Source organism: Enterobacter sp. RHBSTW-00975 (genome assembly GCF_013615235.1).
GTDB classification, from domain to species: domain Bacteria; phylum Pseudomonadota; class Gammaproteobacteria; order Enterobacterales; family Enterobacteriaceae; genus Enterobacter; species Enterobacter ludwigii.
On record NZ_CP055883.1, the window covers coordinates 944,571 to 971,367 of the forward strand.

The window sequence follows — 26,797 nt, forward strand, 5'->3', positions numbered from 1 at the left end:
GAAGCGATGCTGAATATTACAAATCTGTCTGCTGATTACGGCGGTAAACCTGTGCTGGAGGAGATCAACCTGACGCTGGACAGCGGTGAATTGGTGGTCGTGCTGGGTCCGTCCGGGTGCGGCAAAACCACGCTGCTGAATCTGATCGCCGGGTTTGTACCGTATCAGCATGGTTCCATCCAGCTGGAAGGGAAACGGGTCGAGGGTCCGGGTGCAGAGCGCGGCGTGGTCTTTCAGAGTGAAGGGCTGCTTCCGTGGCGCAACGTGCAGGAAAACGTCGCCTTCGGCCTGCAGCTTGCGGGGATTCACCGTGAACAACGGCTGGCGACCGCGCGTGAGATGCTAAAAAAGGTGGGGCTGGAGGGCGCTGAAAAACGTTTTATCTGGCAGCTTTCCGGTGGCCAGCGTCAACGGGTCGGGATTGCCCGCGCGCTGGCGGCAAACCCACAGCTGTTGCTGCTGGATGAGCCGTTTGGTGCGCTGGACGCCTTCACCCGTGAGCAGATGCAAACGCTGCTTTTGCGCCTGTGGCACGAAACGGGCAAGCAGGTACTGCTGATTACCCACGATATCGAAGAGGCGGTGTTTATGGCGACCGAACTGGTGTTGCTTTCGCCGGGGCCGGGTCGTGTGCTGGAGCGGTTGCCGCTCAGCTTTGCCCGTCGCTATGTGGCCGGTGAACCGGTCCGCAGTATCAAATCCGATCCGCTGTTTATTGAACAGCGCGAATATGTTTTAAGCCGCGTATTTGAACAACGGGAGGCATTCTCATGAGCATTGTCTTCAGTGAGAAAACGCGCCGCCCTCGTCTCGCGTTACGCTGGCCGTTCTCTCGCCAGATCACGCTGAGTGCGGGCACGTTGCTGGTATTGCTCGCAGTCTGGTGGGCGGTGGCAGCGCAACAGTGGGTAAGCCCGTTGTTCCTTCCGCCACCGGGACAGGTGCTGGCGAAACTCATCACTATCGCCGGGCCGCAGGGTTTTATGGATGCTACGCTCTGGCAGCATTTAGGTGCCAGTCTGGCGCGTATTCTGGTGGCGCTGCTGGCGGCGGTAGTGATTGGCATCCCGGTGGGTATCGCGATGGGGCTGAGCCCGACGGTGCGCGGCATTCTCGACCCGCTGATTGAGCTTTACCGTCCGGTCCCACCGCTGGCCTATCTGCCGCTGATGGTTATCTGGTTTGGCATCGGGGAAACCTCGAAAATTTTGCTGATTTATCTGGCGATTTTTGCCCCGGTTGCTATGTCGGCACTGGCTGGGGTGAAGAGTGCACAGCAGGTGCGGATCCGCGCGGCGCAGTCGCTAGGTGCCAGCCGTCTTCAGGTGCTGCTGTTTGTGATTTTACCGGGCGCGCTGCCGGAGATTTTAACCGGGTTGCGCATTGGCCTCGGGGTGGGCTGGTCAACGCTGGTGGCGGCTGAGCTGATCGCCGCCACGCGCGGATTAGGATTTATGGTGCAGTCGGCGGGAGAGTTTCTGGCGACTGACGTCGTGCTGGCAGGGATCGCGGTGATCGCCGTGATCGCCTTTGGATTAGAACTGGGGCTGCGCGCGCTACAGCGACGTCTGACGCCCTGGCATGGAGAAATACAATGAGTGAACGTCTGACCATCACCCCGCTGGGGCCATACATTGGTGCGCAGGTCTCCGGCCTGGACGTGACCCGTCCACTGAGCGATAACCAGTTCGAGCAGTTGTACCACGCGGTGCTGCGCCATCAGGTGGTGTTCCTGCGCGAACAGGCGATCACCCCGCAGCAGCAGCGTGCGCTGGCCCTGCGCTTCGGCGATCTGCATATTCACCCGGTCTATCCCCATGCGGAAGGCGTGGAGGAGATCATCGTGCTGGATACCCATAACGATAATCCGCCGGACAACGATAACTGGCACACCGACGTGACGTTTATCGAAACGCCACCTGCCGGGGCGATACTGGCGGCGAAGCTGCTGCCGGACACCGGTGGAGATACGCTGTGGGCCAGCGGTATCGCCGCCTTCGAGGCGCTGTCCGTACCGTTCCGGACGCTGCTGAGCGGGTTGCGGGCCGAACATGACTTCAAAAAATCCTTCCAGGAGTACAAGTACCGGAAAAGCGAAGAGGAACATCTGCGCTGGCAGGACGCGGTCGCGAAACATCCGCCGCTGCTGCATCCGGTGGTGCGTACGCACCCGGTGACCGGTAAGCAGGCGTTATTTGTGAACGAAGGCTTTACGACGCGGATCGTAGACGTGACGGAAAAAGAGAGCGATGCGCTGCTAAGCTTCCTGTTTGCCCATATCACCAGGCCGGAATTTCAGGTGCGCTGGCGCTGGCAGGAGAACGATCTGGCGATCTGGGACAATCGCGTGACGCAACACTATGCGAACGCGGATTATCTGCCGCAGCGTCGGATTATGCAGCGGGCGACGATTTTAGGGGATAAACCGTTTTACCGTGCGGGCTGATGCCTTCACCTGACCCTCTCCCGACGGGAGAGGGGAAAGCAGGGTTACAAATGCGCCTCAATATAGCGCTGATAGCGGTTCGCCTTCAGATAACACAAATCCACCAGCACCAGGCCGTCAACGCAGTTGTTGAATGCCGGGTCGCTTCCGAAATCAATAAACTGTACGCCACCCGGTTCGCACAGCTCGGAATACTGCTTGTAGAGCGGCGGAATGCCGCAGCCCAGATTGCCGAGCAGGGATTTTAGCTTCGTCAGATCGTCGACATAATCCACGCCGCCAAACTGCGCCAGCACGTCCGGAAGCGATGCCGGGTAGGGTTGGCGTGACGCCGCGAGTGGATGGCTTGCCGGGAACCAGAGGCGGTAGAACGCCACCAGCAGATCCCGCGCGGCAGGCGGCAAGCCGCCGGATATCGAGACCGGACCAAACAGATAGCGGTAGTGGGGATAACGCGCCAGATAGGCACCAATGCCTGACCACAGATAGTCCAGACCTCGGCGTCCCCAGTAGCGCGGCTGAATAAAGCTGCGCCCGAGCTCAATGCCGTGCTCCAGCACATCCTGCATTTTGTCGTCGTAGTGGAACAGGCTGTAGCTGTACAGTCCTTCCGGCCCCCGACGCTCCACTTGTCTGGCGGTGGGCATAAAGCGATACGCACCGACAATCTCCAGATCCTCATCGTCCCATAAGATCAGATGCAGATAGTCATCATCGTAGCTGTCAGTGTCCCGGCGCTTACCGCTTCCTTCTTCCACCGCGCGAAACGCAATCTCACGCAGGCGGCCCAGTTCGCGTAGCAGTGGCGCCTCTTCCTGGCCGTTACGCTGCCAGAGATAGATGGATTTGCCATCGCCGGTTTTGCCCAGACATTCAGCCTGCGCCAGCTCGCGTTTTAGCGTTGCCCGGTCTTCCGGACGGGCAATGGCGCACTGGGTTTTAAAGACGCCAGGCACTCCCTTGCCAAGACGTATCACGTGCTGACGGCACTTTTCGGCCATCTCACGCGACGAAAGGGTGGCGCTATACCAGTCACTCCAGGCAATCTGCTGACCGATTGTAATCGGCAGCTGGCTATGGCGACGGCGGAACATCTGCTGCATCAGCAGCAACATGGATAACGTCGGCGACACCAGCGTGCTGGCATAAAAGAGGAGGCTGTTGTGCGCCTGAATATGTACCGGCAGCAGTGGGGCGCGCAGTTTGGTGGCGAGTTTGATAAATCCCGAGTGCCATTTTTTATCGCGAATGCCTTTTCGCGTCGGCCGGGAAACTTCACCCGCCGGGAAGAAGATCAGCACACCCGCGTTTTGCAGATGTTGTTCCATCTGTACAAGCGACGTTTTTGCCGTCCTGCCGCCCATATTATCGACCGGGATAAACAGCGAGCTTAGCGGCTCCAGGTGGGTCAGCATCCGGTTGGTCACGACTTTGACATCGCGTCGCACGCGCGAGACGGCGTACATCAGCGCCAGCCCGTCCAGAGTACCTGTCGGGTGATTGGCAATGATAACCAGAGGGCCATGTTCGGGGATTTGTTCGAGATCGCGGGCGGAAACGGTGCAGAGAATATCAAGGTGCTCCAGAACTTGCTCCACCATATCCAGTCCTTTCAGGTGGCGGTGTGCTGCGGCAAATTGCTGGAATTCTTCTTCGTAAAACAGCCTTTTTAACAGACTTTTTTGCCAGGGTGCCGGCCTCGCCTGAGGCCAAAGGTCATCGAGAACGCTATCGAGACTAAACATGATCACTCCTCCTGCCGTCTTGCGATGACAGTAGAAGGGGGAGATGTCGGTTGTATTGCAGTTTGGTGAAGTTTCGTGAGGCAGGGAGAGCAGGCCGGGTCAGGCGAAACCGCCCCCCGGCACCGTTGCGCCTTAGCGCAGAATTTTCTTCTCAGCCAGATCCAGCGCAAAGTAGCTGAAGATCAGATCCGCACCCGCGCGTTTGATCGCACCCAGGCTTTCCAGGATCACTTTCTCTTCATCGATCGCACCCGCCATGGCGGCGAATTTGATCATCGCGTACTCGCCACTGACCTGGTACGCGCCCAGCGGCAGCGAGGTGCGTTCGCGAATATCACGCAGGATGTCGAGATAGGCTCCCGCCGGTTTCACCATCAGGGCGTCTGCGCCCTGGGCTTCATCGAGCAGGGATTCACGGATAGCTTCCCGACGGTTGAGCGGGTTCATCTGATACGTTTTACGATCGCCTTTCAGCGCCGTACCGGCTGCTTCACGGAACGGGCCGTAGAAAGAGGAGGCAAATTTGGTGGAGTAGGACATGATGGCCGTGTCGGTAAAACCGGCAGCATCCAGCGCCTGGCGGATAGCCTGCACCTGCCCGTCCATCGCAGCCGATGGCGCGATGAAATCAGCACCCGCAGCGGCAGCAACCACCGCCTGCTTACCAAGATTCAGCAGGGTAGCATCGTTATCCACACCGTGATCGCACAGCACGCCGCAGTGGCCGTGAGAGGTGTATTCGCAGAAACAGGTGTCGGACATCACGACCATTTCCGGCATGGTCTCTTTGCAAATGCGCGACATACGGGCGACCAGACCGTCCTCTTTCCAGGCATCGCTGCCGGTGGCGTCAGTATGATGGGAGATGCCGAAGGTCATCACCGAGCGGATCCCTGCATTGGCGATACGTTCGATTTCACGCGCCAGATGTTTTTCAGGAATGCGCATCACGCCAGGCATGGCTTCGATGGCCTTGTAGTCGTCAATCTCTTCTTCAACAAAAATCGGCAACACCAGATCGTTTAAGGTCAGTGTTGTCTCTTCAAACATAGCGCGTAGTGCGGGTGACTTGCGCAGGCGACGGGGACGAGCAATTAAATCGGTCATGGTATGCCTGAGGTTTGTGGAACAAAGAGGGTTAGTGTACCTCAAAGTGAAAGAAGGTGTTTTACCAAAGTGGGCATTTTGTCGAGGGGGAAATCCCGATGCCAACGTGTTACGCGATCAATAATATCCTCCCTTCCACTGGCGTTAATTGTTCACGAAATATTGGTTTTATTTCTATGATGAAGTAAATATATCATTGAAAATGATCTATTTATTTTTATTATATTTTTTATCTTTATAGGAGGGTGTTTTAACTGCCTGTTTTATAATGATTATTGATGGCATTGCATTGCTTCTGCATTATTTTCATGTTGTTTGTCTGAATGCGGACTTAATGGAATGATTCATTGAACCTTTTCAGATTGAAAATGCATAATTCCCTCCGCAATTAAGTATTGCAAAATCGTTAGATGGACAAACTTGCTTACGTCCCTGAGGAGGGATGACCCAATGCAAACATGGAAAAAGAAACTGGTTGTATCACAACTTGCATTAGCCTGCACCCTGGCTATCGCTTCTCAGGCCAATGCGAAGGATATTTCTGGTACGACATATAATACCTTCGGATATGATAATACGGCAGCAGCACCCTGGTATTATGGTTACGCTGACTGGGATTACTCTGATGCGACGCACGATGGTGATATTTATCCGGTGATTAATAAATCCACCGTGAATGGTGTTATATCAACCTATTATTTGGATGATGGTATCAATGGTCGGGCGAATGCGCTGAGCATTTCCAACAGCACCATTAATGGCATGATCACTTCAGAATGCATGACCGCGTCATGTGCTGATGGCGTGGATACGGACGGCACAACCCATTCTCAATACGACCGTTTTAGCCTGACCGTCGATAACTCCACGATCAATGATACTTACGAGCATTATGCGTATGACGTTGTGAACGGGGAAAATACGGAAACGCATTATCTGGACACCTATGCGCTGGGCAATGCAATTACCCTGGATGTGGAATCGGATATTGTTATTCAGAATAACTCTCACATCGCCGGCGTTACCCTGACTCAGGGGTATCAGGAACTGGATAATACCCCGTATGACGGTGTGGAAGGTGTGGCGAACAGCAGCAATGTCTTTACCGACACGCTGCTGGTGAAAGACTCGGTGCTGACCTCGGGCGCATACAGTGACCTGGGCACCAGCGGGTTCTATGGTCAAACCGCGAAGCCGAGCGATTACGGTGAAACCAATGCCACTGCGGCTGACGACGCGGCGCTGATTGTTGCTGCCAGTGCGTCTGACAACGCGATGCAGACCACCGCCACGTTCGATCACTCCACGATCACCGGCGATATCCTGTTCTCCAGTACCTTCGATAACAACTTCTACCCGAACGGCGATCCGGCAACCGATACGACGGCTGACGGTATATACAACCCAACCACCAACGGCTGGGATGACACCGATAAGCTGGACGTCACGCTGACCAATGGCAGCAAATGGGTCGGCGCAGCGCAGTCCAGCGTTGAGGCCATCGGCACCGCGCAGATGTATGGCCTGGGCTACAGTGATGTTGACTGGCGCACCCTCTCTCCAGATAGCATCTGGCCGGATTCCACGTTCGACAATAATGGACATGTCGCGGGTGAAGCGGTCTATCAGAGCGGTCTGTTCAACGTCACGCTGGATAACGGCTCTGAGTGGGATACCCGTAAGCTCTCTAACATCGACACGCTGACGGTGAATAATCATTCGCAGGTCAATGTTGAAAACTCGGGCCTGCTGGCTGATTCCATCACCCTGTCCAATGCTTCATCTCTGAACATCGGTGACAATGGTGCCGTGGCAACCGACAGCCTCTATCTGGACAGCGACAGCCGTGCGGCCCTGACAGAGGAAACCGCGGAGCTGTATGCCAATACCATTACCGTGGACAACGGTGCGGAGCTGTCTCTCGGCCTCGGCCAGGTGGATACGCACAATATGGTGTTAACGGATGGCGGCGTGCTGAACGTGGCCAGCCGTGATTACGTGTTGAACAGCGATCTGAACAACGCCCGCTATATCACCAATGATATGAGCAACGCCGATTACGACTACGGCGTTGTGGCACTCAACGCTGACGGCCATCTGGCCGTGAATGGTGACGTGGCAGGGAATTACGCCGTGCGTATCGACAACGCCACCGGCGCCGGCTCTGTTGCTGACTATAAAGGCCAGGAGATTATCCGTGTTTATGACAACAACACGGAGACCCGCGCCAGCTTCACTGCGGCAAATAAAGCCGATTTAGGGGCATATACTTATCAGGCGCAGCAGAAAGGCGACACTGTTGTTCTGCAACAGCAAGCGCTGACCGATTATGCCAACATGGCGCTGAGCATCCCGTCTGCCAACACCAACATCTGGAATCTGCAGCAGGATGCAGTTAGTGCGCGTCTGACCAACAGCCGTCATGGCCTGGCGGATAACGGCGGGGCATGGGTAAGCTACGTTGGCGGCAACTTCGACGGCGATAATGGCGTTATCAGCTACGATCAGGACGTGAGCGGTATCATGGTTGGTCTGGATACCCTGATTGACGGTAATAATGCGAAGTGGATCGTCGGGGGTGCGGCAGGTTTCGCCAAAGGCGATATCAGCGATCGCACCGGTCAGGTGGATCAGGACAGCCAGACGGCAATGATGTACGCGTCCGCGAAGTTTGCGAACGATCTGTTCATCGACAGTTCCCTGAGCTACACCCGGTTCAACAACGATCTCTCCGCGACCATGAGCAATGGTCAGTATGTTGACGGTAACACTACCACCGACGCCGTTGGTTTTGGGTTGAAACTGGGCTATGACTGGAAACCAAACCTCTCTGGTTATGTGACGCCATACGCAGCCGTGTCGGGTCTGTTCCAGTCCGGTGATGACTATCGCCTCAGCAACGACATGCGCATGGATAGTCAATCCTATGACAGCCTGCGTTACGAAGCGGGTGTGGATGCCGGTTACACCTTTAACTACGGCGGTGACCAGGCACTTACGCCTTACTTCAAACTCGCTTATGTCTATGACGACGCTGGTAACGATGCCGATGTTAACGGTGACAGCATTGATAATGGCGTGAAAGGCTCCGCAGTGCGGGTTGGTCTGGGTACCCAGTTTAGTTTTACGAAGAACTTCAGTGCTTACACTGATGCCACTTATCTGGGCGGCGGTGACGTTGACCAGAACTGGGGTGCAAATCTGGGTGTGAAATATACCTGGTAATAAATAAAAGCGGGGGATAAGCCCCCGCTTTTTTATAGATGACAATAAAAAATAATAGTGAACCGACAAATACGGATGTCTTGAGGTCTGCATGAACGTTAATGCGAAACCACTTTCTGAATTAAGCCGGCTCGAAGCATGTTTGATAGCAGCCAGTACCCCGTTTAAATCTGCTCCACAGCAATTAATTACCTCGGGCAAGGGGAGTGAGCCTTGTACCTACGTATTCCAGACCGGCGTTATTGAAGTTTATCGTCATTCAGACGATCTGCTGGTTGGCATTGCGTCAGCCCCTTTTATTTTTGGCCTGTCTGCCGTAGTGATTAACCACAGTCAGGAATACAGAGTCACTGCCAAAACGGCCTGTACCGGTTTTTATTTGCCCGCGGCGACCACCCGTCAACTCATTCAACAGCATTCGCTCTGGAAAGACGCGTTTTGCTGGTTATCCTGGATAAATTACATTCTGGGCAAACGCGACAGGCAACTGGTGGGAAATAACTCCTATCACCAGATCCGCGCAATGCTGCTGAATATGGCCGAGTGGGATGAAACGCTGCGTTCAAAAATTGGTGTGATGAATCATATACAACAAAGCACGCGTATTTCACGCTCTGTCGTTGCCGAAGTGCTCGCTGCTTTGCGACAAGGCAACTATATCAATATGAGCCGGGGCAAACTGGTCAGCATCAACCGTTTGCCCACGGAATATTAAGGCTGGATGGAGGCGGTGAGCACCTGGGCTTTATTGGCGCTCAGTTCAGCCACCAGGTTATTGATGCCATCGCTCATATTGACGAAACGCGTATTTGGAGAGCGGGTGACGACCACAAACGCGCCCACGTTGGACTGCGGGATCATCGCCATATAGGTGATGAATCCACCGCCGCCACCGGTTTTCTGAATAATGCCCGGTCGGCCATTTTTGGGTGCCATATAGACCCAGCCCATGCCCAGCGCGTCGGCTTTACCCGGTACGTCCATGCCGATCACGCGGTGCAACTGGCTACGCTGGTAAATCAGGGTCTGCATGCGATCGGCCTGGTGACTGCGCGCATAGAAATCTGATGAGAGGAACTGCTGCATCCAGCGCATCATGTCGCCTGGCGTTGAATAGACCCCGCCACTGCCGATGGCTGCCAGGGTGTTATTACACGGGCTTGCGCCTTTCTCTGCCACCATCAGGCGTCGGCACTGATCCGGAGAAGGGGTAAAGGTGGTGTCCTTCATGCCGAGCGGGCGCGTTATCTGCTCTTCAAAGAGCTGCGGGTAAGGTTTGCCTGCTGCCGTTGAGAGCGCATCTGCCAGCAGGTCAAACGCCAGGTTTGAGTAAGATGCCTGTGAACCCGGGGCCGATTTCAGCGTGGCGGTGCTCAGGTAGTTCCAGCGCTGTTCGCGCGTTGGCCAGACAAAAACGTCACGGTGCGCCGCGCCGCCGGGTTGTTCGCGTGGCAGCGCGCTGGTATGGGTGGCAAGGTTTACCAGCGTGATGGGCGTGCCCTGATAGGTTGGAACGCGTGCGCCTGGCGGCGCATATTTGCTGAGCGGATCGTCGAGCTTGACCACGCCCTGATCGAGTAATTTCACCAGCATTTCGCTGGTCATCAGCTTGGTTAAGGACGCAATGCGGATCACGGAATCCAGCTGCGGGTGAACGTTATTTCCCGGTCGCGTTTCGCCAAAGCTGCGAAATACGCGCTGGTTGCCGTCGATGACCACCATCGCCATCCCGGTCGCGCCACTGCCGTAATAGATAAGGTTCGCGTAGCGATCGGCAATATCTGAAGCCAAAACGGGGGCCGTCAGCGGCTGAGCTGCCTGGGCGGTGGAGAAGCTCACCGCACACAGCGCGGCAAAAGAGAGCAGACAACGTTTCAACGAAAAGCATCCATGAATTGAATGAGAAAAGTAATGGGTATTTATACTACTAAAGCGCACGGTGCAATGCCCCGAATTGCATAACGATAGCGAGAAAAACGTAACCATGGGTAAATAAGCATAATTTCCTGGCGACCAGTCTCCCATTTTGTGACATCGGCCGTATGATAGAGGCCAGTGTCACTCAATCTTGCGGAGAACGATATGTCAGTGAAGCGTGTGGTTATGGTTGTCGATATGCAGCAAGGGGTGTTTGCAACGCCGCGTTACCAGCGCGAAAAATGTGTTTCGCTTATCAATCAGCTCACGCAGGCCGCCGAACGGGTGATTTTTATTCAGCATACCGGTGAAGGCGGTCTGGAAGAGGGGAGCGAAGGGTTTGCGCTGCTGCCTGAACTCCATCAGCCCGCTGACGCGCTTTACGTCACCAAGACTGCCTGCGATGCATTTTATAACACCGCACTTGAAGCGGTGTTGCGCGAGCAAGGTATTCGCGAGTTTGTCATCTGCGGCTGTGCCACCGATTACTGTGTCGACGCGACCATCAAGAACGGGGTCAGCCGTGGCTATCACATTACCGTGGCGGAAGATGCCCATACCACGGCTAATCGTCCGGCAGCCGACGCGCCGATTCTGATTAACCATTACAACGACGTCTGGCGTGACTTTATTGCGCCGGCCAATCCTCTCGCGGTGAAACGCACCGAAACAATTCTCGAAAACTGGAAAGCGAACTAATAATTAACCCTCGGGTCTGACCTTTTTGCCTGCGCCGTCTGGCTCAGGCGAGATTTTCGTGTGGTGATGTGTTGAGCACAGCAACAGCCATAACAACAAGAAGGAAGCATTATGTTTAAGTCTTTTTTCCCAAAGCCGGGGCCTTTTTTCCTGTCGGCATTTATTTGGGCACTGATCGCTGTCATTTTCTGGCAGGCTGGCGGCGGGGCGTGGCTGGCCCGCATTACGGGCGCAACGGGTGACGTCCCGATCAGCGCCGCCCGCTTCTGGTCGCTTAGCTATTTGCTGTTTTACGCCTACTACATGGTATGCGTTGGCCTGTTTGCCCTGTTCTGGTTTGTCTATGCGCCGCACCGCTGGCAATACTGGTCGATTCTGGGAACCTCGCTGATTATCTTTGTGACCTGGTTCCTGGTGGAAGTGGGGGTGGCAGTAAACGCCTGGTATGCCCCGTTCTACGACCTTATCCAGACCGCGCTGAGTTCGCCGCATAAGGTAACCATTAACCAGTTTTACCATGAGGTGGGCATTTTCCTCGGTATCGCGTTGATAGCGGTGGTGATCGGGGTGATGAACAACTTCTTCGTCAGCCACTACGTTTTCCGCTGGCGTACCGCGATGAACGAACACTATATGGCGCACTGGCAACACCTGCGTCATATCGAAGGTGCAGCACAGCGTGTGCAGGAAGACACCATGCGTTTTGCCTCCACCCTTGAAGACATGGGCGTCAGCTTTATCAACGCCATCATGACGCTGATTGCCTTCCTGCCGGTGCTGGTGACGCTCTCGGCTCACGTGCCGGATCTGCCTGTTGTCGGTCATCTGCCGTATGGGCTGGTGATTGCGGCGATTGTCTGGTCTCTGATGGGGACGGGGCTGCTGGCGGTGGTCGGGATTAAGCTGCCGGGGCTGGAGTTTAAAAATCAACGCGTGGAAGCGGCTTATCGTAAAGAGCTGGTCTACGGTGAAGATGATGCTAACCGCGCCTCGCCACCAACCGTACGTGAGCTGTTTGGTGCCGTGCGTCGCAACTATTTCCGTCTCTACTTCCACTATATGTATTTCAATATTGCGCGCATTTTGTATCTGCAGGTCGATAACGTTTTCGGTTTGTTCCTGCTGTTCCCGTCCATCGTTGCGGGTACGATTACGCTCGGTCTGATGACCCAGATAACAAACGTTTTTGGTCAGGTGCGTGGCTCATTCCAGTATCTGATCAGCTCCTGGACCACGCTGGTGGAACTGATGTCTATCTATAAACGTTTACGCAGCTTTGAGCGTGAGCTGGACGGCCAGGAACTGCAGGAAGTCACCAATACATTTAGCTAATACAGGGAGTTGCTATGACCTTTGCCGTACCGCGTGCGTTACCGTTGTCCTTACTGGCCGCTCTGGTGCTGGTAGGGTGTGCCGAAAAAGGGGCCGCTCCGCTTAAAGAAGGGGAGAAGCCTGTTGATGTGGCAAGCGTTGTGCGGCAAAAAATGCCCGCCAGCGTGAAAGATCGCAATGCATGGGCGGATGCGCTGGCAAAAACCTTTGAAAGCCAGAAGATTGCCCCTACCGAGGAGAACATCTGCTCGGTACTGGCGGTGGCGCAGCAGGAGTCAATGTACCAGTCAGACCCGGTCGTGCCGGGTCTGAACAAAATAGCCTGGAAAGAGATCGACCGCCGTGCGGAATCGATGCATATCCCGGTATTTCTCGTGCATACCGCGTTTAAAATCACCTCGCCAAATGGAAAAAGCTACAGCGAACGGCTGGACACGGTAAAAACCGAGAAACAGCTCAGCGCCATCTTTGATGATTTCATCAGCATGGTGCCGATGGGGCAGACACTGTTTGGTTCACTTAACCCGGTACACACCGGCGGGCCGATGCAGGTCAGCATTGCCTTTGCGGAAAAGCATACCGACGGCTACCCGTGGAAAATTGACGGTACGGTGCGTCAGGAGGTCTTCTCCCTGCGTGGCGGCCTGTGGTTCGGCACTTATCATCTGCTGAACTATCCGGCGAATTACAGTGAGCCGCTGTACCGCTTTGCGGACTTTAACGCGGGCTGGTATGCCAGTCGTAACGCGGCGTTTCAGAATGCGGTCAGCCGCGCGAGCGGCGTGAAGCTGGCACTGGATGGCGATCTTATTGCCTATGGCAGCAGCGAGGCTGGCACCACGGAGCGGGCGGTGCGGAAATTATCGAACAGGCTTGGCATGAGTGACAGCGACATTCGCCATCAGCTTGAGAAAGGCGATAGTCTGGCGTTTGAGAAAACCGATCTCTACAAGAAAGTCTTTACGCTTGCAGAACAGAAAAGTGGGAAAACGTTACCGAGGGCAATCCTGCCGGGTATTCAGCTGGAAAGCCCGAAGATCACGCGTAACCTGACAACCGCCTGGTTCGCAAAACGCGTGGATGACCGCCGGGCTCGCTGTATGGGGCTTTAAAAGCGACGGCGAAAACGCAGTACTAATGCCACAACGCCTAAAATCATACACCCTGCGAGGAAAGGAATCAGGCCAAACAGGGTGCTTACGCCAAAGCCAATTTCCACTCGCGGGCGTCCGTTATCCTGCACCTGCATCAGGTGTTCATAGACTCCTGGTGCATGAACCAGCATATTGAGTAGCTGCGAACCCGCCCAGAAACAGAACAAGACGAACAGGGCATAAGCGATATTACCCGCCGTGGAGGTTTTTGGTTGTTTACCGCCAAAAATCGGTTTCGACAATGTAAAGTCAGCCATCACGACCTCCCGATAAATCACTCTGTTTTATATGCGTCTTACAAGGTGAGTTTGACAGGTCATAGCATTTGTCAATATCAGAATCGTGTTAATTTACCCTAAGGAATTCTCCTGGATTGTCGAATTCTGCAGCGCATCACAATTTCTTAACTTAATTGAAACAACAGCGTGTTTCAGAATTTCCGCATCAGCCACAGACCTCGTCATAAATCTGTGAGAGGATATCTTTTTTTCCTGCCGGAGTTGTCATGAAGCTCACTTCCAAACTACGCCGTGACTGGCATTACTACGCCTTTGCTATTGGGCTGATCTTTATTCTTAACGGTGTCGTGGGGCTGTTGGGATTTGAAGCAAAAGGGTGGCAAACGTATGCCGTGGGTCTGGTGACCTGGGTTATCAGCTTCTGGCTGGCGGGGATGATTATCCGCCGTCGTCCTGAAGAGACGACAGCGGATGAGACGGAAACGGCGAAGAGTCCCGATTAACCGTTTACGGAGCTTTTCAGGGCGCTGTCCGCAGCATGACGCTCCAGCGCCAGTTCAATCAGGCGGGTGATGAGTGCTGAGTAGTTAAGCCCGCTGGCCTGCCACAGCTTGGGATACATGCTGATGTTGGTGAAGCCCGGCAGGGTGTTGATTTCATTAATCACCACCTCGTTTTCAGGCGTCAGGAACACATCCACGCGCGCCATGCCGCTGCAGCCGAGCGTCTGATAAGCGTTAATCGCGATCGCGCGGATCTTATCGTTGATTGCCGGATCGATATTCGCAGGCACAACAACCTGGGCGCCTTTATCATCAATGTATTTGGTGTCGTAAGAGTAAAAATCACTGTTTAACACCACTTCACCGCAGGTGCTTGCCTGTGGGAAATCGTTGCCCAGCACGGCGCACTCAATTTCGCGGCCTTTGATGCCCTGCTCAACCACCACTTTATGGTCAAACTCAAACGCCAGGCTGACCGCTTGCGTGAACTGCGCTTCGCTTGTCACCTTGCTGACCCCGACGGAAGAACCCTGGTTTGCGGGTTTCACAAACAGCGGCAGGCCCAGCTGACCGGAAATCTGAGCGAAGCTGTGTTGGTCACGGTTGGCGCGGGTGAGGGTGACAAACGGCGCAATATTCAGCCCCGCATCACGCAGCAGGCGCTTGGTGACGTCTTTATCCATGCAGGCAGCGGAACCCAGCACATCAGAACCGACAAACGGCAGGTTGGCCATGCGCAGCATCCCCTGCAGCGAACCATCTTCGCCAAGGGTGCCATGAACGATAGGGAAGACCACGTCAATCTGGGCAAGAGACTGCGCATTACCGGCGTCGATGAGTTGCCCTTGCACCACGCCGGGTACGGTCGCGACGCTGATTGCAGAAGGATTGAGGGCGATATGCGCCGGATCGTCAGCATTTAACAGATACTGGCTGGCATCGTTGACATGCCACTGCCCCTGTTTATCTATGCCCAGCAGCACCACGTCGAAACGGCTTTTATCGATTGCATCGACGATATTTTTGGCCGATTGCAATGAAACCTCGTGCTCCGCTGATTTTCCCCCAAAGACAATACCTACGCGCTGCTTTGCCATCTCACTCTCTTCCAGTCTGACGAAAAACCAATAACATACCACGATGCCCAGCGGGTTTCGCGGCCTTCTGCCATAATGTTTTGGGGAATGTTAAGGGGGGAGCGTGAAAGGAAAAACTCTGCTGACCGTTTTCATTATTGCGGCTGTCGCAACGGTGGGGTATCGCTGGTTGCCGTCTTATTACAACCCTTTCACGCCGCTACATCTCGACGACCCGCCAGGCCGCATTACCCAGTATAAGCTTCGGAACTTAACGCCCCAGGCGTGCACGAGCCTGTTATCACAGGCCAATCAACGCGCGCTTATCCGCACACAACCGGTCGCAGACAGCGGTGGGGAGTGTCCACTCCGTAACGTCGTCCGGGTACGTAACTTCGGTCCGGTCAGCCTGAACAGCAGTTTCCTTGCGAGCTGCCCGCTGGCGCTCAGTTCTGCCTTGTTTATCAGCCAGCAGGCCCGGCCACTCACCAGAAGCTATACGGGAAGTGAGCTGACGCGTATTGAGCATCTCGGCAGCTTTGCCTGCCGCAACATTTACCATCGCCCCGACGCGCGACGCAGTGAACATGCCACGGCAGAGGCACTGGATATCACGGCGTTTGTGCTGGCGAACGGTGAGAAGGTCACGGTACAAAACGGCTGGAAGGCGACCAAAACGCAGCCATGGCTGAAAGGCATGCTGGCGGCGAGCTGCAGCTATTACGGCAACAGCCTGGGGCCAGAGTATAACGCTGCCCATGCCAGCCACTTTCACCTGGGGATGCGCGGTTTTGGTCTCTGCCGCTGAAGCATAATATTCCGTCAGAAAATGGATGATTTGTGACTTATTTCACAAATATGATGACTGGGAAGATAAAACACCAAAGTCGGCAAGGGCGCATCTCTGGTGCGACGTCATAACGCGTAACTTGCTAATCTGTCGGCGAATTCGCCTAAAAATGAAGACTATTTCTTTTATGGAATCCTGGAAAGTAAATCTCATCTCGGTCTGGTTCGGGTGCTTCTTTACCGGGCTGGCCATCAGCCAGATATTGCCCTTCCTGCCGCTGTACGTGTCGCAGCTGGGAGTTACCTCCCATGAAGCGCTCTCCATGTGGTCAGGTCTGACGTTCAGCGTCACGTTTCTGGTCTCTGCCATCGTCTCGCCGATGTGGGGCAGTCTGGCCGACCGCAAAGGGCGCAAGCTGATGCTGCTGCGCGCATCGCTGGGGATGGCGATAGCCATTCTGCTGCAGGCCTTTGCCACTAACGTATGGCAGCTCTTTTTCCTGCGAGCGGTGATGGGGCTGACGTCCGGGTATATTCCGAATGCCATGGCGCTGGTGGCCTCGCAGGTGCCCCGTGAACGCAGCGGCTGGGCGCTAAGTACGCTCTCTACTGCTCAGATAAGCGGGGTCATTGGCGGCCCGCTGCTAGGGGGCTTCCTCGCCGATCATGTGGGGTTGCGCGCGGTGTTTATCATTACGGCCATCCTGCTGGTGGTCAGTTTTCTGGTCACGCTCTTCCTCATTAAAGAGGGAGGACGCCCCGTCATCAGCAAAGCTGAACGCCTGAGCGGCAAGGCCGTCTTCGCCTCGCTGCCCTATCCGGGCCTGATGATCAGCCTGTTTGTGACCACCATGGTGATCCAGCTTTGCAACGGTTCGGTCGGCCCGATTCTGGCGCTGTTTATTAAGTCGATGGAGCCAGACAGCAATAATATTGCTTTCCTCAGCGGGATGATTGCTGCCGTCCCGGGCGTATCAGCCCTCATTTCGGCGCCACGCCTTGGAAAACTGGGCGACAGGATCGGCACGGCGCGTATCCTGATGGCCACGCTGATTTTTGCTGTGGTGCTCTTTTTCGCAATGTCGTTTGTCACTTCTCCGCTTCAGCTTGGCGTGCTGCGGTTTCTGCTGGGCTTTGCCGATGGTGCGATGTTACCCGCGGTGCAAACATTGCTGGTGAAATATTCCAGTGACCAGGTAACGGGCCGTATTTTTGGCTATAACCAGTCGTTTATGTATTTAGGTAACGTTGCCGGTCCGCTTATGGGAGCCGCTGTTTCGGCAATGGCCGGTTTCCGTTGGGTATTTGCTGCTACCGCTATTGTGGTGCTGATAAATATTATTCAACTGGCTATTGCACTGCGTCGTCGCAGACAAATGGCGGAGGCGAAGTCGGCGCGATAACCGTTTCGTAGATGTATTATATATTCTTATGGTCGCCGCATTTTTATATAACTAAATGCGGCGTTTTTTATAGAAAAACGTTTCGCTGAAAGCCGCGAGGAATCTATTTTTCCTGCCGCATCACTTTTGCATAACATAATAAATTTCTTCTCTTTGCATAATGGATTCAGAATGCTAAGTTCAGACAAAACGGATAAGGAAATAGCACCATGAAAAATCTCATTGCTGAGTTGTTGGTCAAGCTTGCACAAAAGGAAGAAGAGTCAAAAGAGTTGGTCGCCCAGGTTGAAGCGCTGGAAATTGTGGTCACCGCGCTGCTGCGACAAATGGCGAAAAACGAACAACAGACGTTGATTGAGAACGTTGAAGGCGCGCTGGAAAGCGTCAGACCCGATTCCCAGGTGCCGGTTGAGGATGCTGAAATGCTCCGCCAGTACGTAAAAAAGCTGTTAAGGCATCCTCGCAACTAAACCATCACGGAACCTGACGGCGTGTCATAGAATTGTCATGCAGGATGCCTATAGTCGCTCTGTTTTATTTTTTATGTATTTGTACATGGAGAAAATAAATTGAAACAGAGCGCACTTTTCATCGCATTACTTCCCCTGTTAATGTCACCCGCTATTTATGCCGACAATCACAATACCAGCGTGCTGGATAATCGTGCGGCCAAAGGGGATATCACCCAGCCTGGCGGCGCGCGCCGGTTGACTGAAGATCAAACCGCCGCCATTCGCGCTTCGCTGAATGAGAAACCTGCTAAAAACATTATTCTGCTGATTGGCGACGGGATGGGCGATTCCGAAATAACGGCAGCACGAAATTATGCCGAAGGCGCGGGCGGCTTTTTTAAAGGTATCGACGCACTGCCTCTCACCGGACAATATACCCATTACGCGCTGGATAAAAAAACCGGTAAACCCGATTACGTGACGGATTCTGCTGCCTCTGCCACGGCGTGGTCCACCGGTGTGAAAACCTATAATGGTGCGCTGGGTGTGGATATTCACGAAAAAGATCACCAGACCATTCTGGAGATGGCTAAAGCGGCGGGACTGGCTACCGGCAACGTCTCTACGGCTGAACTTCAGGATGCAACGCCAGCGGCGCTGGTGGCGCATGTCACCTCGCGTAAATGTTACGGCCCGTCGGTGACCAGCGAAAAATGCCCGACTAACGCGCTGGAAAAGGGCGGCAAAGGCTCGATTACGGAACAACTGTTGAACGCACGTCCTGACGTGACGCTGGGCGGCGGGGCGAAAACCTTCGCGGAAACCGCAACGGCGGGCGAATGGCAGGGCAAAACGCTGCGTGAGCAGGCGCAGGCTCGCGGCTATCAGCTGGTGAGCGATGCATCTTCTCTGGCGGCGATTACCGAAGCAAGCCAGGATAAACCGCTGCTGGGTCTTTTCTCTGATGGCAATATGCCGGTGCGCTGGGAAGGGCCAAAAGCGTCCTACCACGGCAACATTGATAAGCCTGCCGTAACCTGTACGCCAAACCCAAAACGTACCGACAGCATCCCGACGCTGGCGGCGATGACCGATAAAGCGATCTCACTGCTGAGCAAGAGTGAAAAGGGCTTCTTCCTGCAGGTGGAAGGCGCGTCTATCGATAAACAGGATCATGCGGCTAACCCGTGCGGTCAGATTGGCGAGACGGTCGATCTGGACGAAGCAGTGCAGAAGGCACTTGAGTTCGCGAAGAAAGACGGCAACACCCTGGTGGTCGTTACCGCAGACCATGCGCACGCCAGCCAGATCATCCCAGCGGATACCAAAGCACCGGGCCTGACGCAGGCGCTGAACACCAAAGATGGCGCGGTGATGGTGTTGAGTTATGGCAACTCTGAAGAAGAGTCCATGGAGCATACCGGAACCCAGCTGCGCATTGCAGCATACGGTCCGCATGCGGCAAACGTGGTAGGGCTGACCGATCAAACGGATCTGTTCTACACCATGAAAGCGGCTTTGGGGCTGAAATAATAAAAGCCCGGCGGAAATCACATCTGCCGGGTGGTTTTTTTCCTGTCACGAACCAGACTTACAGTGAATGTTCACAAAAGGATGGTGCAATGAAAACAACATTACTGGTTACTCTGCTCTCGGGTTTGTTCCTGATCTCATCGGCGAACGCGGAAGAGAAAACATTAACGCCGCAGCAGCAACGCATGACCACCTGTAATCAACAGGCGACCGCGCAGAGCCTGAAGGGCGATGCCCGTAAGACCTACATGAGCGGTTGCCTCAAAAACGGTGCCGCGAAACCGGGTGAGAAAAGCCTGACGCCGCAGCAGCAAAAAATGCGCGAGTGTAATGCGAAAGCGACCGAACAGTCCCTGAAAGGCGACGATCGCAGCAAGTTCATGAGTGCCTGTCTGAAGAAAAACGTGTAGTCCTATCGGGTGAGTGGCCCCGGCGGCTCACCCGAAATTTCATACTTTCCCCGTAAGCCCCCTCTCTATAATTTGGGAAATATTTCAGAATATTCCCAAAAATGATGAATGATGAATCTTATTACAATATAAAGCGCATTCGGGAAGAGTGGAATATGACCCTTTCTCAGGATGACCCCCACCGTACCGGGATCCCATTTGCCCGGCGAGCCCGGCTAGCGCGTGTTGTCGGACTGGCAGCGATGTTCTTCCCCCTCTCTGGCGTACTGGCCACCTTTTCTGTATCCGGCGTCTGGTGGTTGTTCCTGGTGGGGTGGGCATTTGTCTGGCCCCATTTCGCCTGGCAGTGGTCCTGTCGTGCTGCTTCGCCTCATCAGCAGGAACATTTTAATCTGAAGATTGATGCCATTATTGCCGGGCTTTGGATCGGCATGATGGGGATCAATGCGCTACCTACGGCAGCGCTGCTGATGATGGTGGGAATGAACATGATGGGGTCCGGCGGTTGTCGGCTGTTTTTTACCGGCATGATGTTAACCCTTCTGTCTTCCCTGGTGACGCTCCCCGTTGTGGGCCGGGTGGCTGTCTTCAACCCGGAGCCTCTGGCATGGGGCTTAACGCTTCCCGTGCTGGTGTTATATCCGATGCTTTTTGCCTGGCTCAGCCATCGTACTGCCATCAGGCTTGCAGAGCATAAACGGCGGCTGGAGCTGATGAGTACCCGCGACGGCATGACCGGCGTCTTTAATCGCAGGCACTGGGAAGTGCTGCTGAGAAATGAATTTGAACACTGTCGCCGCAACCACTGCACCGCCACGATTTTGCTTATCGATATCGATCATTTTAAGAATATCAATGACACCTGGGGCCACGATGTGGGTGATGAGGCGATCATCGCCCTGACGCGGCAACTGCAGCTAACGGTGCGTTCCGGGGATGCGATAGGCCGTTTTGGCGGGGATGAGTTTGCGGTGATCATGTCCCGGACGGCGGCTGACAGTGCCATCGCCGTGATGTCACGCGTACATGAGAGGCTGGAAACGCTGTCGTTACCGTGTGCGCCCAAGGAATCTCTGCGTATTAGCGTCGGTGTCGCGCCCTGGGGACCGCAGTTCGGGCACTATCGGGAGTGGTTAAAAGCGGCCGATGTGGCGCTGTATAAGGCCAAAAATGCCGGACGCGGCCGCACCGAGGTGGCCGCCTGACGTCCGGAGCAGATAATCAGGATTTACTCAGTTTCTCTGATTTTTCCATGCATTTTGTCATCGCTTCAATAACGGCCGAACGGAAGCCGCGTTCTTCCAGCACCCGCACCGCCTCGATAGTGGTTCCGCCAGGCGAGCAGACCATATCTTTCAGTTCACCCGGATGCTTACCGGTCTCCAGCACCATTTTGGCAGAGCCCATCACGGCCTGTGCAGCGAATTTATACGCCTGCGCTCGTGGCATACCGCCAAGCACCGCAGCGTCGGCCATCGCTTCTAAAAACATAAAGACATACGCAGGCGCTGAACCGCTCACTCCCACTACCGGATGGATCATGGATTCGGCAATGACTTCCGCTTCACCGAAGCAGCGGAAGATGTTCAGGACATCCGCCACGTCTTCCGACGTCACCAGCGCGTTAGGCGTGACGGAGGTCATGCCGGCGTTGACCAGTGACGGGGTATTCGGCATAGCGCGTACGATTTTACGGTCATGACCCAGCGCGCGCGCCAGCTGATCGAGCGTGACGCCCGCGGCAATCGATACGACCAGCGTCTCTTTGTTCAGGCTGGTGGTGATGTCGCTCAGCACTTTGATCATGATGTTCGGCTTGACGGCGCCAAAGACAATATCGGCTACCTGAGCCACTTCCTGGGCGCTTTCGGCTGCGTTGATCCCGTACCGATCGCGTAACGCGGCGACGTTGTCCGGTGATGGGGTGTAGACCCAAATCTGACCCGGCAGCACCTGTCCGCTGGCGATCAGGCCACCCAGGATGGCTTTGCCCATGTTACCGCAGCCGATAAACCCGATTTTCTTATCCATCACGATTCTCCGTCATTATGCGTTGTTTTCTCTGATTGATAGCTTAACAACGAAATGCAGGCGACAATAGTCGGCAGAATCATTATGGGGAGACAATATGGCGATTTGGGTTGATGCGGACGCGTGTCCGAATGTGATTAAAGAAATTTTATTCCGCGCGGCCGAGCGCGTGCAGATGCCGCTTACGCTGGTGGCGAACCAGAATATTCGCGTACCGCCTTCCCGATTTATTCGCGCGTTGCGGGTTCCGGCTGGCTTTGACGTGGCGGATAACGAGATTGTGCGTCTGTGTAGTCCCGAGGATCTGGTGATCACGGCGGATATCCCGCTGGCCGCGGAAGTAATTGAAAAGGGAGCGGCGGCGCTGAACCCGAGAGGGGAGCGTTATTCGCCGGCGACCATTCGTGAAAGACTCACCATGCGTGATTTTATGGATACGCTTCGCGCCAGCGGCGTGCAGACCGGCGGGCCAGACAGCCTGTCCCAGCGCGATCGCCAGCAGTTCGCTGCAGAGCTTGATAAGTGGCTGCTCGAAGTCAAGCGTCGCACTGCGTAATGATAACCATTGTCACTTTGTGGTACAGTATGGCCTCCGCAGGGTTGTCATCCCGTACCGCTTTGCAGTAAAGTAAACGCAACATCTTCTGCAATTATTTCTTTACGCTCTTCGGCCATCCGGCATCAAGGGGAACACCTGGTTATGACCCAACCCATCTTTTTAGTTGGCCCCCGCGGCTGTGGGAAAACCACCGTTGGCCTGGAACTGGCACGCGCGTGCGATCGTCAGTTTGTTGATACCGACCACTGGCTGCAAACCGAAGCCGGGAAAAGCATCGCGGAAATCGTTGAGCAAGAGGGGTGGGAGAGCTTTCGCGCTCTTGAAACGGCCGCGCTGAAGGCGGTCACCACGCCGTCTGCTGTTATCGCAACCGGTGGCGGCATTGTTCTCGCCGAGTGTAACCGTCGCTTTATGCGTGAAAAAGGGATTGTCATCTACCTCAGCGCACCCGTTTCGGCCCTGGTAGGGCGGCTGGAAGCATTTCCGGAAGAGGGGCAACGTCCTGCGCTGACCTCCCGGCCGCTCAGCGAAGAGGTGAGCGAAGTGCTGGCCGAACGCGATGCGTTATACCGCGAAGCGGCACACCACGTTGTGGATGCTTCCGCTTCACCCGAGGACGTGGTAATTCAGATTATTACCGCCCTGCGTTTGGCTTGTGCCAGCTAAGCGGCGTCTATACTTATAGCTCAGACATAAAAAAAGGATGAGCTATGCCAACCAGACCTCCCTATCCACGTGAAGCACGCATCGTTACCGTTGAAAAAGGCAATGGCGATCAAACCGTCACCTGGTATCAGCTGCGTGCCGATCACCCTAAACCAGACTCTCTGATCAGTGAACATGAAACTGAACAGGAAGCGCTGGATGCCAAACGGCGCTACGAAGATCCTGATAAGTCGTGAATGAATTCCTAAAGGGCTAAATACCGTGCCTGAATCACACTTTTTACTCATCGCAAATGTTAAGCAGGAGTTAATATTTAGTTATTACAGGTAACTCCGTAACGGGCAGGCGATCTTTACATTTCGCGATGGGGATCACCTGCTACGCTTGGTGCTGTTTTGTTGAAAAAACGAACTGTGCAGCGTAGTGAGCCTGTACCTGTGTGAAAGATTTAGCGGTAATGGAAGGCGATGAAGATGAAGGCGACGTTGGCGATCCTCACTATTGGTGTGGTCCCTGTAAGCGAAGTGTTACCGCTCTTAACCGAGCATGTATCTGAACAACAGATAACGCATCTAAGCCTGCTGGGGAAGATGAGTCGGGAAGAGGTCATGGAAGACTACGCTGTAGAGGCGGGGGAGGATCCCCTGGCGACGTTATTAAGTGACGGTAAACTGGCGCATGTTTCGCGTCAGAAAATCGAGCGCTCGCTGCAGAGCGTAATAGAAGTGCTCGATAATCAAGGCTATGACGTTATTTTACTGATGAGTACTGCACCTGTTAAGGGACTCATCGCCCGTAATGCGATTTTGCTGGAGCCGATGCGGATCATTCCGCCGCTGGTGGCCTCCATTGTTGACGGGCATCAGGTGGGGGTCATTGTTCCCATTGAAGAGCTCATGGACAACCAGACGGCAAAATGGCACGTACTCGAAAAAATGCCTTTGTATGCGCTGGCCAATCCCTTCTGGGACAGCGAGGCCGCGCTGATTGAGGCAGGACGGAAACTGCTGGAGAGAGGGGCCGATGTGTTGATTCTGGACTGCCTTGGATTCCACCAGCACCACCGTGATTTACTGCAAAAGGCGCTGGATGTCCCGGTGCTGTTGTCCAATGTTCTGATGGCCCGGCTGGCCGCAGAGCTGTTGATCTAATGATTTTGCGTGACAGGTGATGATCATGGCCCCTATAGTGAATTTTTATCTAAAAATATAAGGGCCAGTTCATGCTTCAAAGTAACGAATACTTTTCCGGTAAAGTGAAATCCATTGGTTTTACCAGCAGCAGCACTGGCCGCGCCAGTGTCGGCGTTATGGCTGAAGGGGAATACACCTTTGGTACAGCCGAAGCTGAAGAGATGACGGTGATCAGCGGTGCGCTCAACGTCTTACTGCCGGGGGAAACAGAATGGAAAGTTTACTCTGCCGGACAAGCGTTCAACGTCCCTGGCCACAGCGAATTCCATCTGCAGGTTGCTGAACCGACCTCTTATCTGTGCCGCTACCTGAAATAAAACGTTTTATTCCCTCTCCCTGCCGGGAGAGGGTCACTGCAGGCATTACCGCTGCGCTTCGCCGCCGAGGCCTTCCACCAGATTCTGAATTAACGCTGCCAGCTCTCCGGTCATCAGGATAAAGTCCGCGTCAAAGCGCTGGGCGTAATCTTCACGATCGATATCTTCGTTCTGATCGCGCAGCTCATCGCAGAATTTCAGACGCTTCACCGAGCCGTCATCGCACATCACAAACTGAATACGCTGCTGCCAGTCGAGTGCCAGTTTGGTCACCACTTTGCCCGCTTCAATGTGTACGGCGATCTCGTCGCTCACCAGATCCTGCTTTTTCGCGCGGATCACGCCGCCATCTTCGAGCAGGGCTTTGAGCTCGGCTTCATCAAGGATCTGGAAGCCCTGGGCCGCTGTACCGCTGCGCACCCATTCGGTCAGGGTCAGTTCAATCGGCGTTTCCAGCGCCAGCGGAACGACCGGTAACGATCCGATGCTTTTGCGCAGCAGGGCCAGCGTATCTTCCGCTTTTTTGGCGCTGGCGCAGTCCACCATGATCAACCCGTTAACGGTATCGATCCACATCATTGTCTGGCTGAAACGGCTAAAGGCGCGCGGCAGCAGAGAGTGCAGAACTTCGTCTTTCAGCGAATCTTTTTCGGTTTTTTTCAGCTTGCGGCCCTGTTCGGCTTCAAGCTTGAAAATTTTCGCTTCGAGCGCCTGCTTGACCACCGGCGTGGGCAGAATTTTTTCTTCTTTGCGGGCGCAGACGATGATTTGACCCGTGCTGCTGGCGTGGGTCAATGCATCGCTTTGTGAACCCATTGGAGGAACCCAACCGGTTTTTGCCATATCCTGGCTACCGCAAGGGGAAAAGCTATAAGCGGCTAACTGTTTTTCCATCTCTTCTGCACGCAGCGAAACGTCGCGGCTGAGACGGTAAACCATCAAATTTTTGAACCACAGCATGATAATTTCCACGGCCTTGTCGTTAAATCAGCGGGCATGATAACGAATTGTCGCATCGCTTGCATTGCTAATCGGGAAGCGGGCTTCTACTCTGTTGATAATCAAAATAATGAGGAGTGTCTTGTGCGTATTGGGATTGATTTGGGCGGCACCAAAACAGAAGTCATCGCACTGAGCGAGCAGGGGGAGCAACTGTTCCGCCACCGTCTGCCTACCCCGCGCGATGATTATCACCAGACTATCGAGACGATTGCCCGGCTGGTTGACATGGCTGAGCAGGCGACAGGGCAGACCGGCACCGTTGGGATGGGGATCCCGGGGTCAATCTCGCCCTATACCGGGGTGGTTAAAAACGCCAACTCCACCTGGCTCAACGGTCAGCCTTTTGATAAAGATTTAAGTCAGCGCCTGAACCGGGAAGTGCGTCTGGCAAATGACGCCAACTGTCTGGCCGTCTCCGAAGCCATTGACGGTGCCGCCGCAGGGGCCCAGACCGTTTTTGCGGTCATTATCGGGACCGGCTGTGGCGCAGGCGTGGCCCTGGGCGGGCGTGCCCATATTGGCGGCAACGGTACGGCGGGCGAGTGGGGACATAACCCCTTGCCGTGGATGGATGAAGATGAACTTAAATACCGCGCCGAGGTGCCGTGCTATTGCGGCAAGCAGGGCTGTATTGAGACGTTTATCTCCGGCACCGGTTTTGCCACCGATTACCACCGCCTGAGTGGCCAGCCACTCAAGGGGAACGAGATTATGCGCCGGGTCGGGGAACACGATCCGGTGGCTGAGCTGGCTCTCAGCCGCTATGAAATGCGGCTGGCGAAATCCCTGGCGCACGTGGTGAATATCCTTGACCCTGACGTGATTGTGCTCGGCGGCGGGATGAGCAACGTCGACCGTTTATATGCCACGGTACCGAATCTGGTGAAGCAGTGGGTCTTCGGGGGTGAGTGTGAAACCCCGATCCGCAAAGCGGTGCACGGGGACTCCAGCGGCGTGCGCGGCGCCGCGTGGCTCTGGCCGCTATAGCCATTCTCCCTC

The 26,797-nt window shown here is 54.8% G+C and carries 28 protein-coding genes; 21 read left to right on the forward strand and 7 right to left on the reverse strand.

All coding sequences use genetic code 11. From position 1 onward, the window contains the following. Positions 1-6 precede the first annotated feature (6 nt). From tauB to tauD, 3 genes are read left to right on the forward strand one after another with little or no spacing between them, the layout of a single operon-like run. On the forward strand, positions 7-774 hold the full coding sequence (tauB, locus tag HV340_RS04580) for a taurine ABC transporter ATP-binding subunit (RefSeq protein WP_181216339.1): 768 nt from the start codon (positions 7-9) through the stop codon (positions 772-774). Then, positions 771-1,598 (forward strand): taurine ABC transporter permease TauC, encoded by an 828-nt coding sequence (tauC, locus tag HV340_RS04585; protein ID WP_014168802.1) that lies wholly within the window; start codon positions 771-773, stop codon positions 1,596-1,598. Before tauB ends, tauC begins: the two co-directional genes overlap by 4 nt. Beyond that, positions 1,595-2,446: a taurine dioxygenase gene (tauD, locus tag HV340_RS04590; protein ID WP_014168804.1), complete on the forward strand. Its 852-nt coding sequence runs from the start codon at positions 1,595-1,597 to the stop codon at positions 2,444-2,446. The genes tauC and tauD overlap by 4 nt, the downstream gene beginning before the upstream one ends. 44 nt (positions 2,447-2,490) lie before the next feature. On the opposite strand, the gene HV340_RS04595 is transcribed toward tauD, so the two are convergent. Together HV340_RS04595 and hemB are read right to left on the reverse strand one after the other, a co-directional pair. Beyond that, positions 2,491-4,191, reverse strand: coding sequence for a lysophospholipid acyltransferase family protein (locus tag HV340_RS04595; protein ID WP_020885252.1), 1,701 nt, complete (start codon positions 4,189-4,191; stop codon positions 2,491-2,493). Positions 4,192-4,323: 132 nt separating this feature from the next. After that, a complete protein-coding gene (gene hemB, locus HV340_RS04600; protein WP_059306752.1) occupies positions 4,324-5,298 on the reverse strand; it encodes a porphobilinogen synthase in 975 nt (324 codons plus the stop codon). Positions 5,299-5,748: 450 nt separating this feature from the next. On the opposite strand from hemB, the gene HV340_RS04605 reads away from it, so the two are divergent. Beyond that, positions 5,749-8,523 (forward strand): autotransporter outer membrane beta-barrel domain-containing protein, encoded by a 2,775-nt coding sequence (locus HV340_RS04605; protein ID WP_181216340.1) that lies wholly within the window; start codon positions 5,749-5,751, stop codon positions 8,521-8,523. A 91-nt stretch (positions 8,524-8,614) separates the two neighbouring features. Further along, a complete protein-coding gene (locus HV340_RS04610; RefSeq protein WP_014168808.1) occupies positions 8,615-9,238 on the forward strand; it encodes a helix-turn-helix domain-containing protein in 624 nt (207 codons plus the stop codon). Here the strand turns inward: HV340_RS04610 and ampH are convergent. Next, positions 9,235-10,401 carry a D-alanyl-D-alanine-carboxypeptidase/endopeptidase AmpH gene (gene ampH, locus HV340_RS04615; RefSeq protein WP_020885249.1) on the reverse strand — a complete coding sequence of 389 codons (1,167 nt, stop codon included), beginning with the start codon at positions 10,399-10,401 and terminating at the stop codon, positions 9,235-9,237. The genes HV340_RS04610 and ampH overlap by 4 nt on opposite strands. Before the next feature lie 204 nt (positions 10,402-10,605). Between ampH and HV340_RS04620 the strand changes: the two genes are divergently transcribed. The 3 genes from HV340_RS04620 to HV340_RS04630 all read left to right on the forward strand — a co-directional run bounded on the left by HV340_RS04620 (position 10,606) and on the right by HV340_RS04630 (position 13,583). Then, on the forward strand, positions 10,606-11,139 hold the full coding sequence (locus tag HV340_RS04620; protein ID WP_025205011.1) for an isochorismatase family protein: 534 nt from the start codon (positions 10,606-10,608) through the stop codon (positions 11,137-11,139). Positions 11,140-11,250: 111 nt separating this feature from the next. Beyond that, complete coding sequence (sbmA, locus tag HV340_RS04625) at positions 11,251-12,471, forward strand: peptide antibiotic transporter SbmA (RefSeq protein WP_025205008.1); 1,221 nt, start codon at positions 11,251-11,253, stop codon at positions 12,469-12,471. Between the two features lie 14 nt (positions 12,472-12,485). After that, complete coding sequence (locus HV340_RS04630; RefSeq protein WP_025205001.1) at positions 12,486-13,583, forward strand: DUF1615 domain-containing protein; 1,098 nt, start codon at positions 12,486-12,488, stop codon at positions 13,581-13,583. On the opposite strand, the gene HV340_RS04635 is transcribed toward HV340_RS04630, so the two are convergent. Next, complete coding sequence (locus HV340_RS04635) at positions 13,580-13,882, reverse strand: DUF2755 family protein (RefSeq protein ID WP_020885246.1); 303 nt, start codon at positions 13,880-13,882, stop codon at positions 13,580-13,582. The two genes, HV340_RS04630 and HV340_RS04635, sit on opposite strands and share 4 nt — an antisense overlap. Positions 13,883-14,130: 248 nt before the next feature. Between HV340_RS04635 and HV340_RS04640 the strand changes: the two genes are divergently transcribed. Continuing rightward, the gene (locus HV340_RS04640; protein ID WP_020885245.1) at positions 14,131-14,367 is read left to right on the forward strand and encodes a DUF2754 family protein; all 237 of its coding nucleotides are present in this window, start codon (positions 14,131-14,133) and stop codon (positions 14,365-14,367) included. Here HV340_RS04640 and ddlA read toward each other — a convergent pair. After that, a complete protein-coding gene (gene ddlA, locus HV340_RS04645; protein WP_059306750.1) occupies positions 14,364-15,464 on the reverse strand; it encodes a D-alanine--D-alanine ligase in 1,101 nt (366 codons plus the stop codon). The genes HV340_RS04640 and ddlA overlap by 4 nt on opposite strands. Positions 15,465-15,567: 103 nt before the next feature. Between ddlA and HV340_RS04650 the strand changes: the two genes are divergently transcribed. The 6 genes from HV340_RS04650 to adrA all read left to right on the forward strand — a co-directional run bounded on the left by HV340_RS04650 (position 15,568) and on the right by adrA (position 21,235). Beyond that, positions 15,568-16,251, forward strand: a complete 684-nt coding sequence (locus HV340_RS04650; RefSeq protein WP_020885243.1) for an extensin family protein — start codon at positions 15,568-15,570, stop codon at positions 16,249-16,251. A gap of 169 nt (positions 16,252-16,420) precedes the next feature. Then, positions 16,421-17,635 (forward strand): multidrug efflux MFS transporter, encoded by a 1,215-nt coding sequence (locus HV340_RS04655; RefSeq protein ID WP_025204998.1) that lies wholly within the window; start codon positions 16,421-16,423, stop codon positions 17,633-17,635. Positions 17,636-17,844: 209 nt separating this feature from the next. Beyond that, positions 17,845-18,105 (forward strand): anti-adapter protein IraP, encoded by a 261-nt coding sequence (iraP, locus tag HV340_RS04660; RefSeq protein WP_014168818.1) that lies wholly within the window; start codon positions 17,845-17,847, stop codon positions 18,103-18,105. A 99-nt stretch (positions 18,106-18,204) separates the two neighbouring features. Beyond that, complete coding sequence (phoA, locus tag HV340_RS04665) at positions 18,205-19,620, forward strand: alkaline phosphatase (protein ID WP_020885241.1); 1,416 nt, start codon at positions 18,205-18,207, stop codon at positions 19,618-19,620. 89 nt (positions 19,621-19,709) lie between these two features. Continuing rightward, positions 19,710-20,030, forward strand: a complete 321-nt coding sequence (gene psiF, locus HV340_RS04670) for a phosphate starvation-inducible protein PsiF (protein ID WP_014168820.1) — start codon at positions 19,710-19,712, stop codon at positions 20,028-20,030. Between the two features lie 101 nt (positions 20,031-20,131). Next, the gene (adrA, locus tag HV340_RS04675) at positions 20,132-21,235 is read left to right on the forward strand and encodes a diguanylate cyclase AdrA (RefSeq protein WP_059306749.1); all 1,104 of its coding nucleotides are present in this window, start codon (positions 20,132-20,134) and stop codon (positions 21,233-21,235) included. Between the two features lie 16 nt (positions 21,236-21,251). Here the strand turns inward: adrA and proC are convergent, their stop codons facing one another. Next, on the reverse strand, positions 21,252-22,061 hold the full coding sequence (gene proC / locus HV340_RS04680) for a pyrroline-5-carboxylate reductase (RefSeq protein ID WP_020885239.1): 810 nt from the start codon (positions 22,059-22,061) through the stop codon (positions 21,252-21,254). Between the two features lie 97 nt (positions 22,062-22,158). On the opposite strand from proC, the gene HV340_RS04685 reads away from it, so the two are divergent. The 5 genes from HV340_RS04685 to ppnP all read left to right on the forward strand — a co-directional run bounded on the left by HV340_RS04685 (position 22,159) and on the right by ppnP (position 24,796). After that, positions 22,159-22,617, forward strand: a complete 459-nt coding sequence (locus HV340_RS04685) for a YaiI/YqxD family protein (protein ID WP_014168823.1) — start codon at positions 22,159-22,161, stop codon at positions 22,615-22,617. A gap of 144 nt (positions 22,618-22,761) precedes the next feature. Beyond that, positions 22,762-23,286, forward strand: coding sequence for a shikimate kinase AroL (gene aroL, locus HV340_RS04690; RefSeq protein WP_059306748.1), 525 nt, complete (start codon positions 22,762-22,764; stop codon positions 23,284-23,286). A gap of 44 nt (positions 23,287-23,330) precedes the next feature. Continuing rightward, positions 23,331-23,522: a protein YaiA gene (yaiA, locus tag HV340_RS04695; protein ID WP_013095817.1), complete on the forward strand. Its 192-nt coding sequence runs from the start codon at positions 23,331-23,333 to the stop codon at positions 23,520-23,522. 237 nt (positions 23,523-23,759) lie between these two features. After that, complete coding sequence (locus HV340_RS04700; protein WP_059306747.1) at positions 23,760-24,437, forward strand: AroM family protein; 678 nt, start codon at positions 23,760-23,762, stop codon at positions 24,435-24,437. A gap of 71 nt (positions 24,438-24,508) precedes the next feature. Next, complete coding sequence (ppnP, locus tag HV340_RS04705) at positions 24,509-24,796, forward strand: pyrimidine/purine nucleoside phosphorylase (protein WP_014168827.1); 288 nt, start codon at positions 24,509-24,511, stop codon at positions 24,794-24,796. A gap of 45 nt (positions 24,797-24,841) precedes the next feature. Here the strand turns inward: ppnP and rdgC are convergent, their stop codons facing one another. Beyond that, complete coding sequence (rdgC, locus tag HV340_RS04710; protein ID WP_014882739.1) at positions 24,842-25,756, reverse strand: recombination-associated protein RdgC; 915 nt, start codon at positions 25,754-25,756, stop codon at positions 24,842-24,844. A 123-nt stretch (positions 25,757-25,879) separates the two neighbouring features. Between rdgC and mak the strand changes: the two genes are divergently transcribed. Continuing rightward, on the forward strand, positions 25,880-26,785 hold the full coding sequence (gene mak / locus HV340_RS04715) for a fructokinase (protein WP_059306746.1): 906 nt from the start codon (positions 25,880-25,882) through the stop codon (positions 26,783-26,785). Positions 26,786-26,797 lie beyond the last annotated feature (12 nt).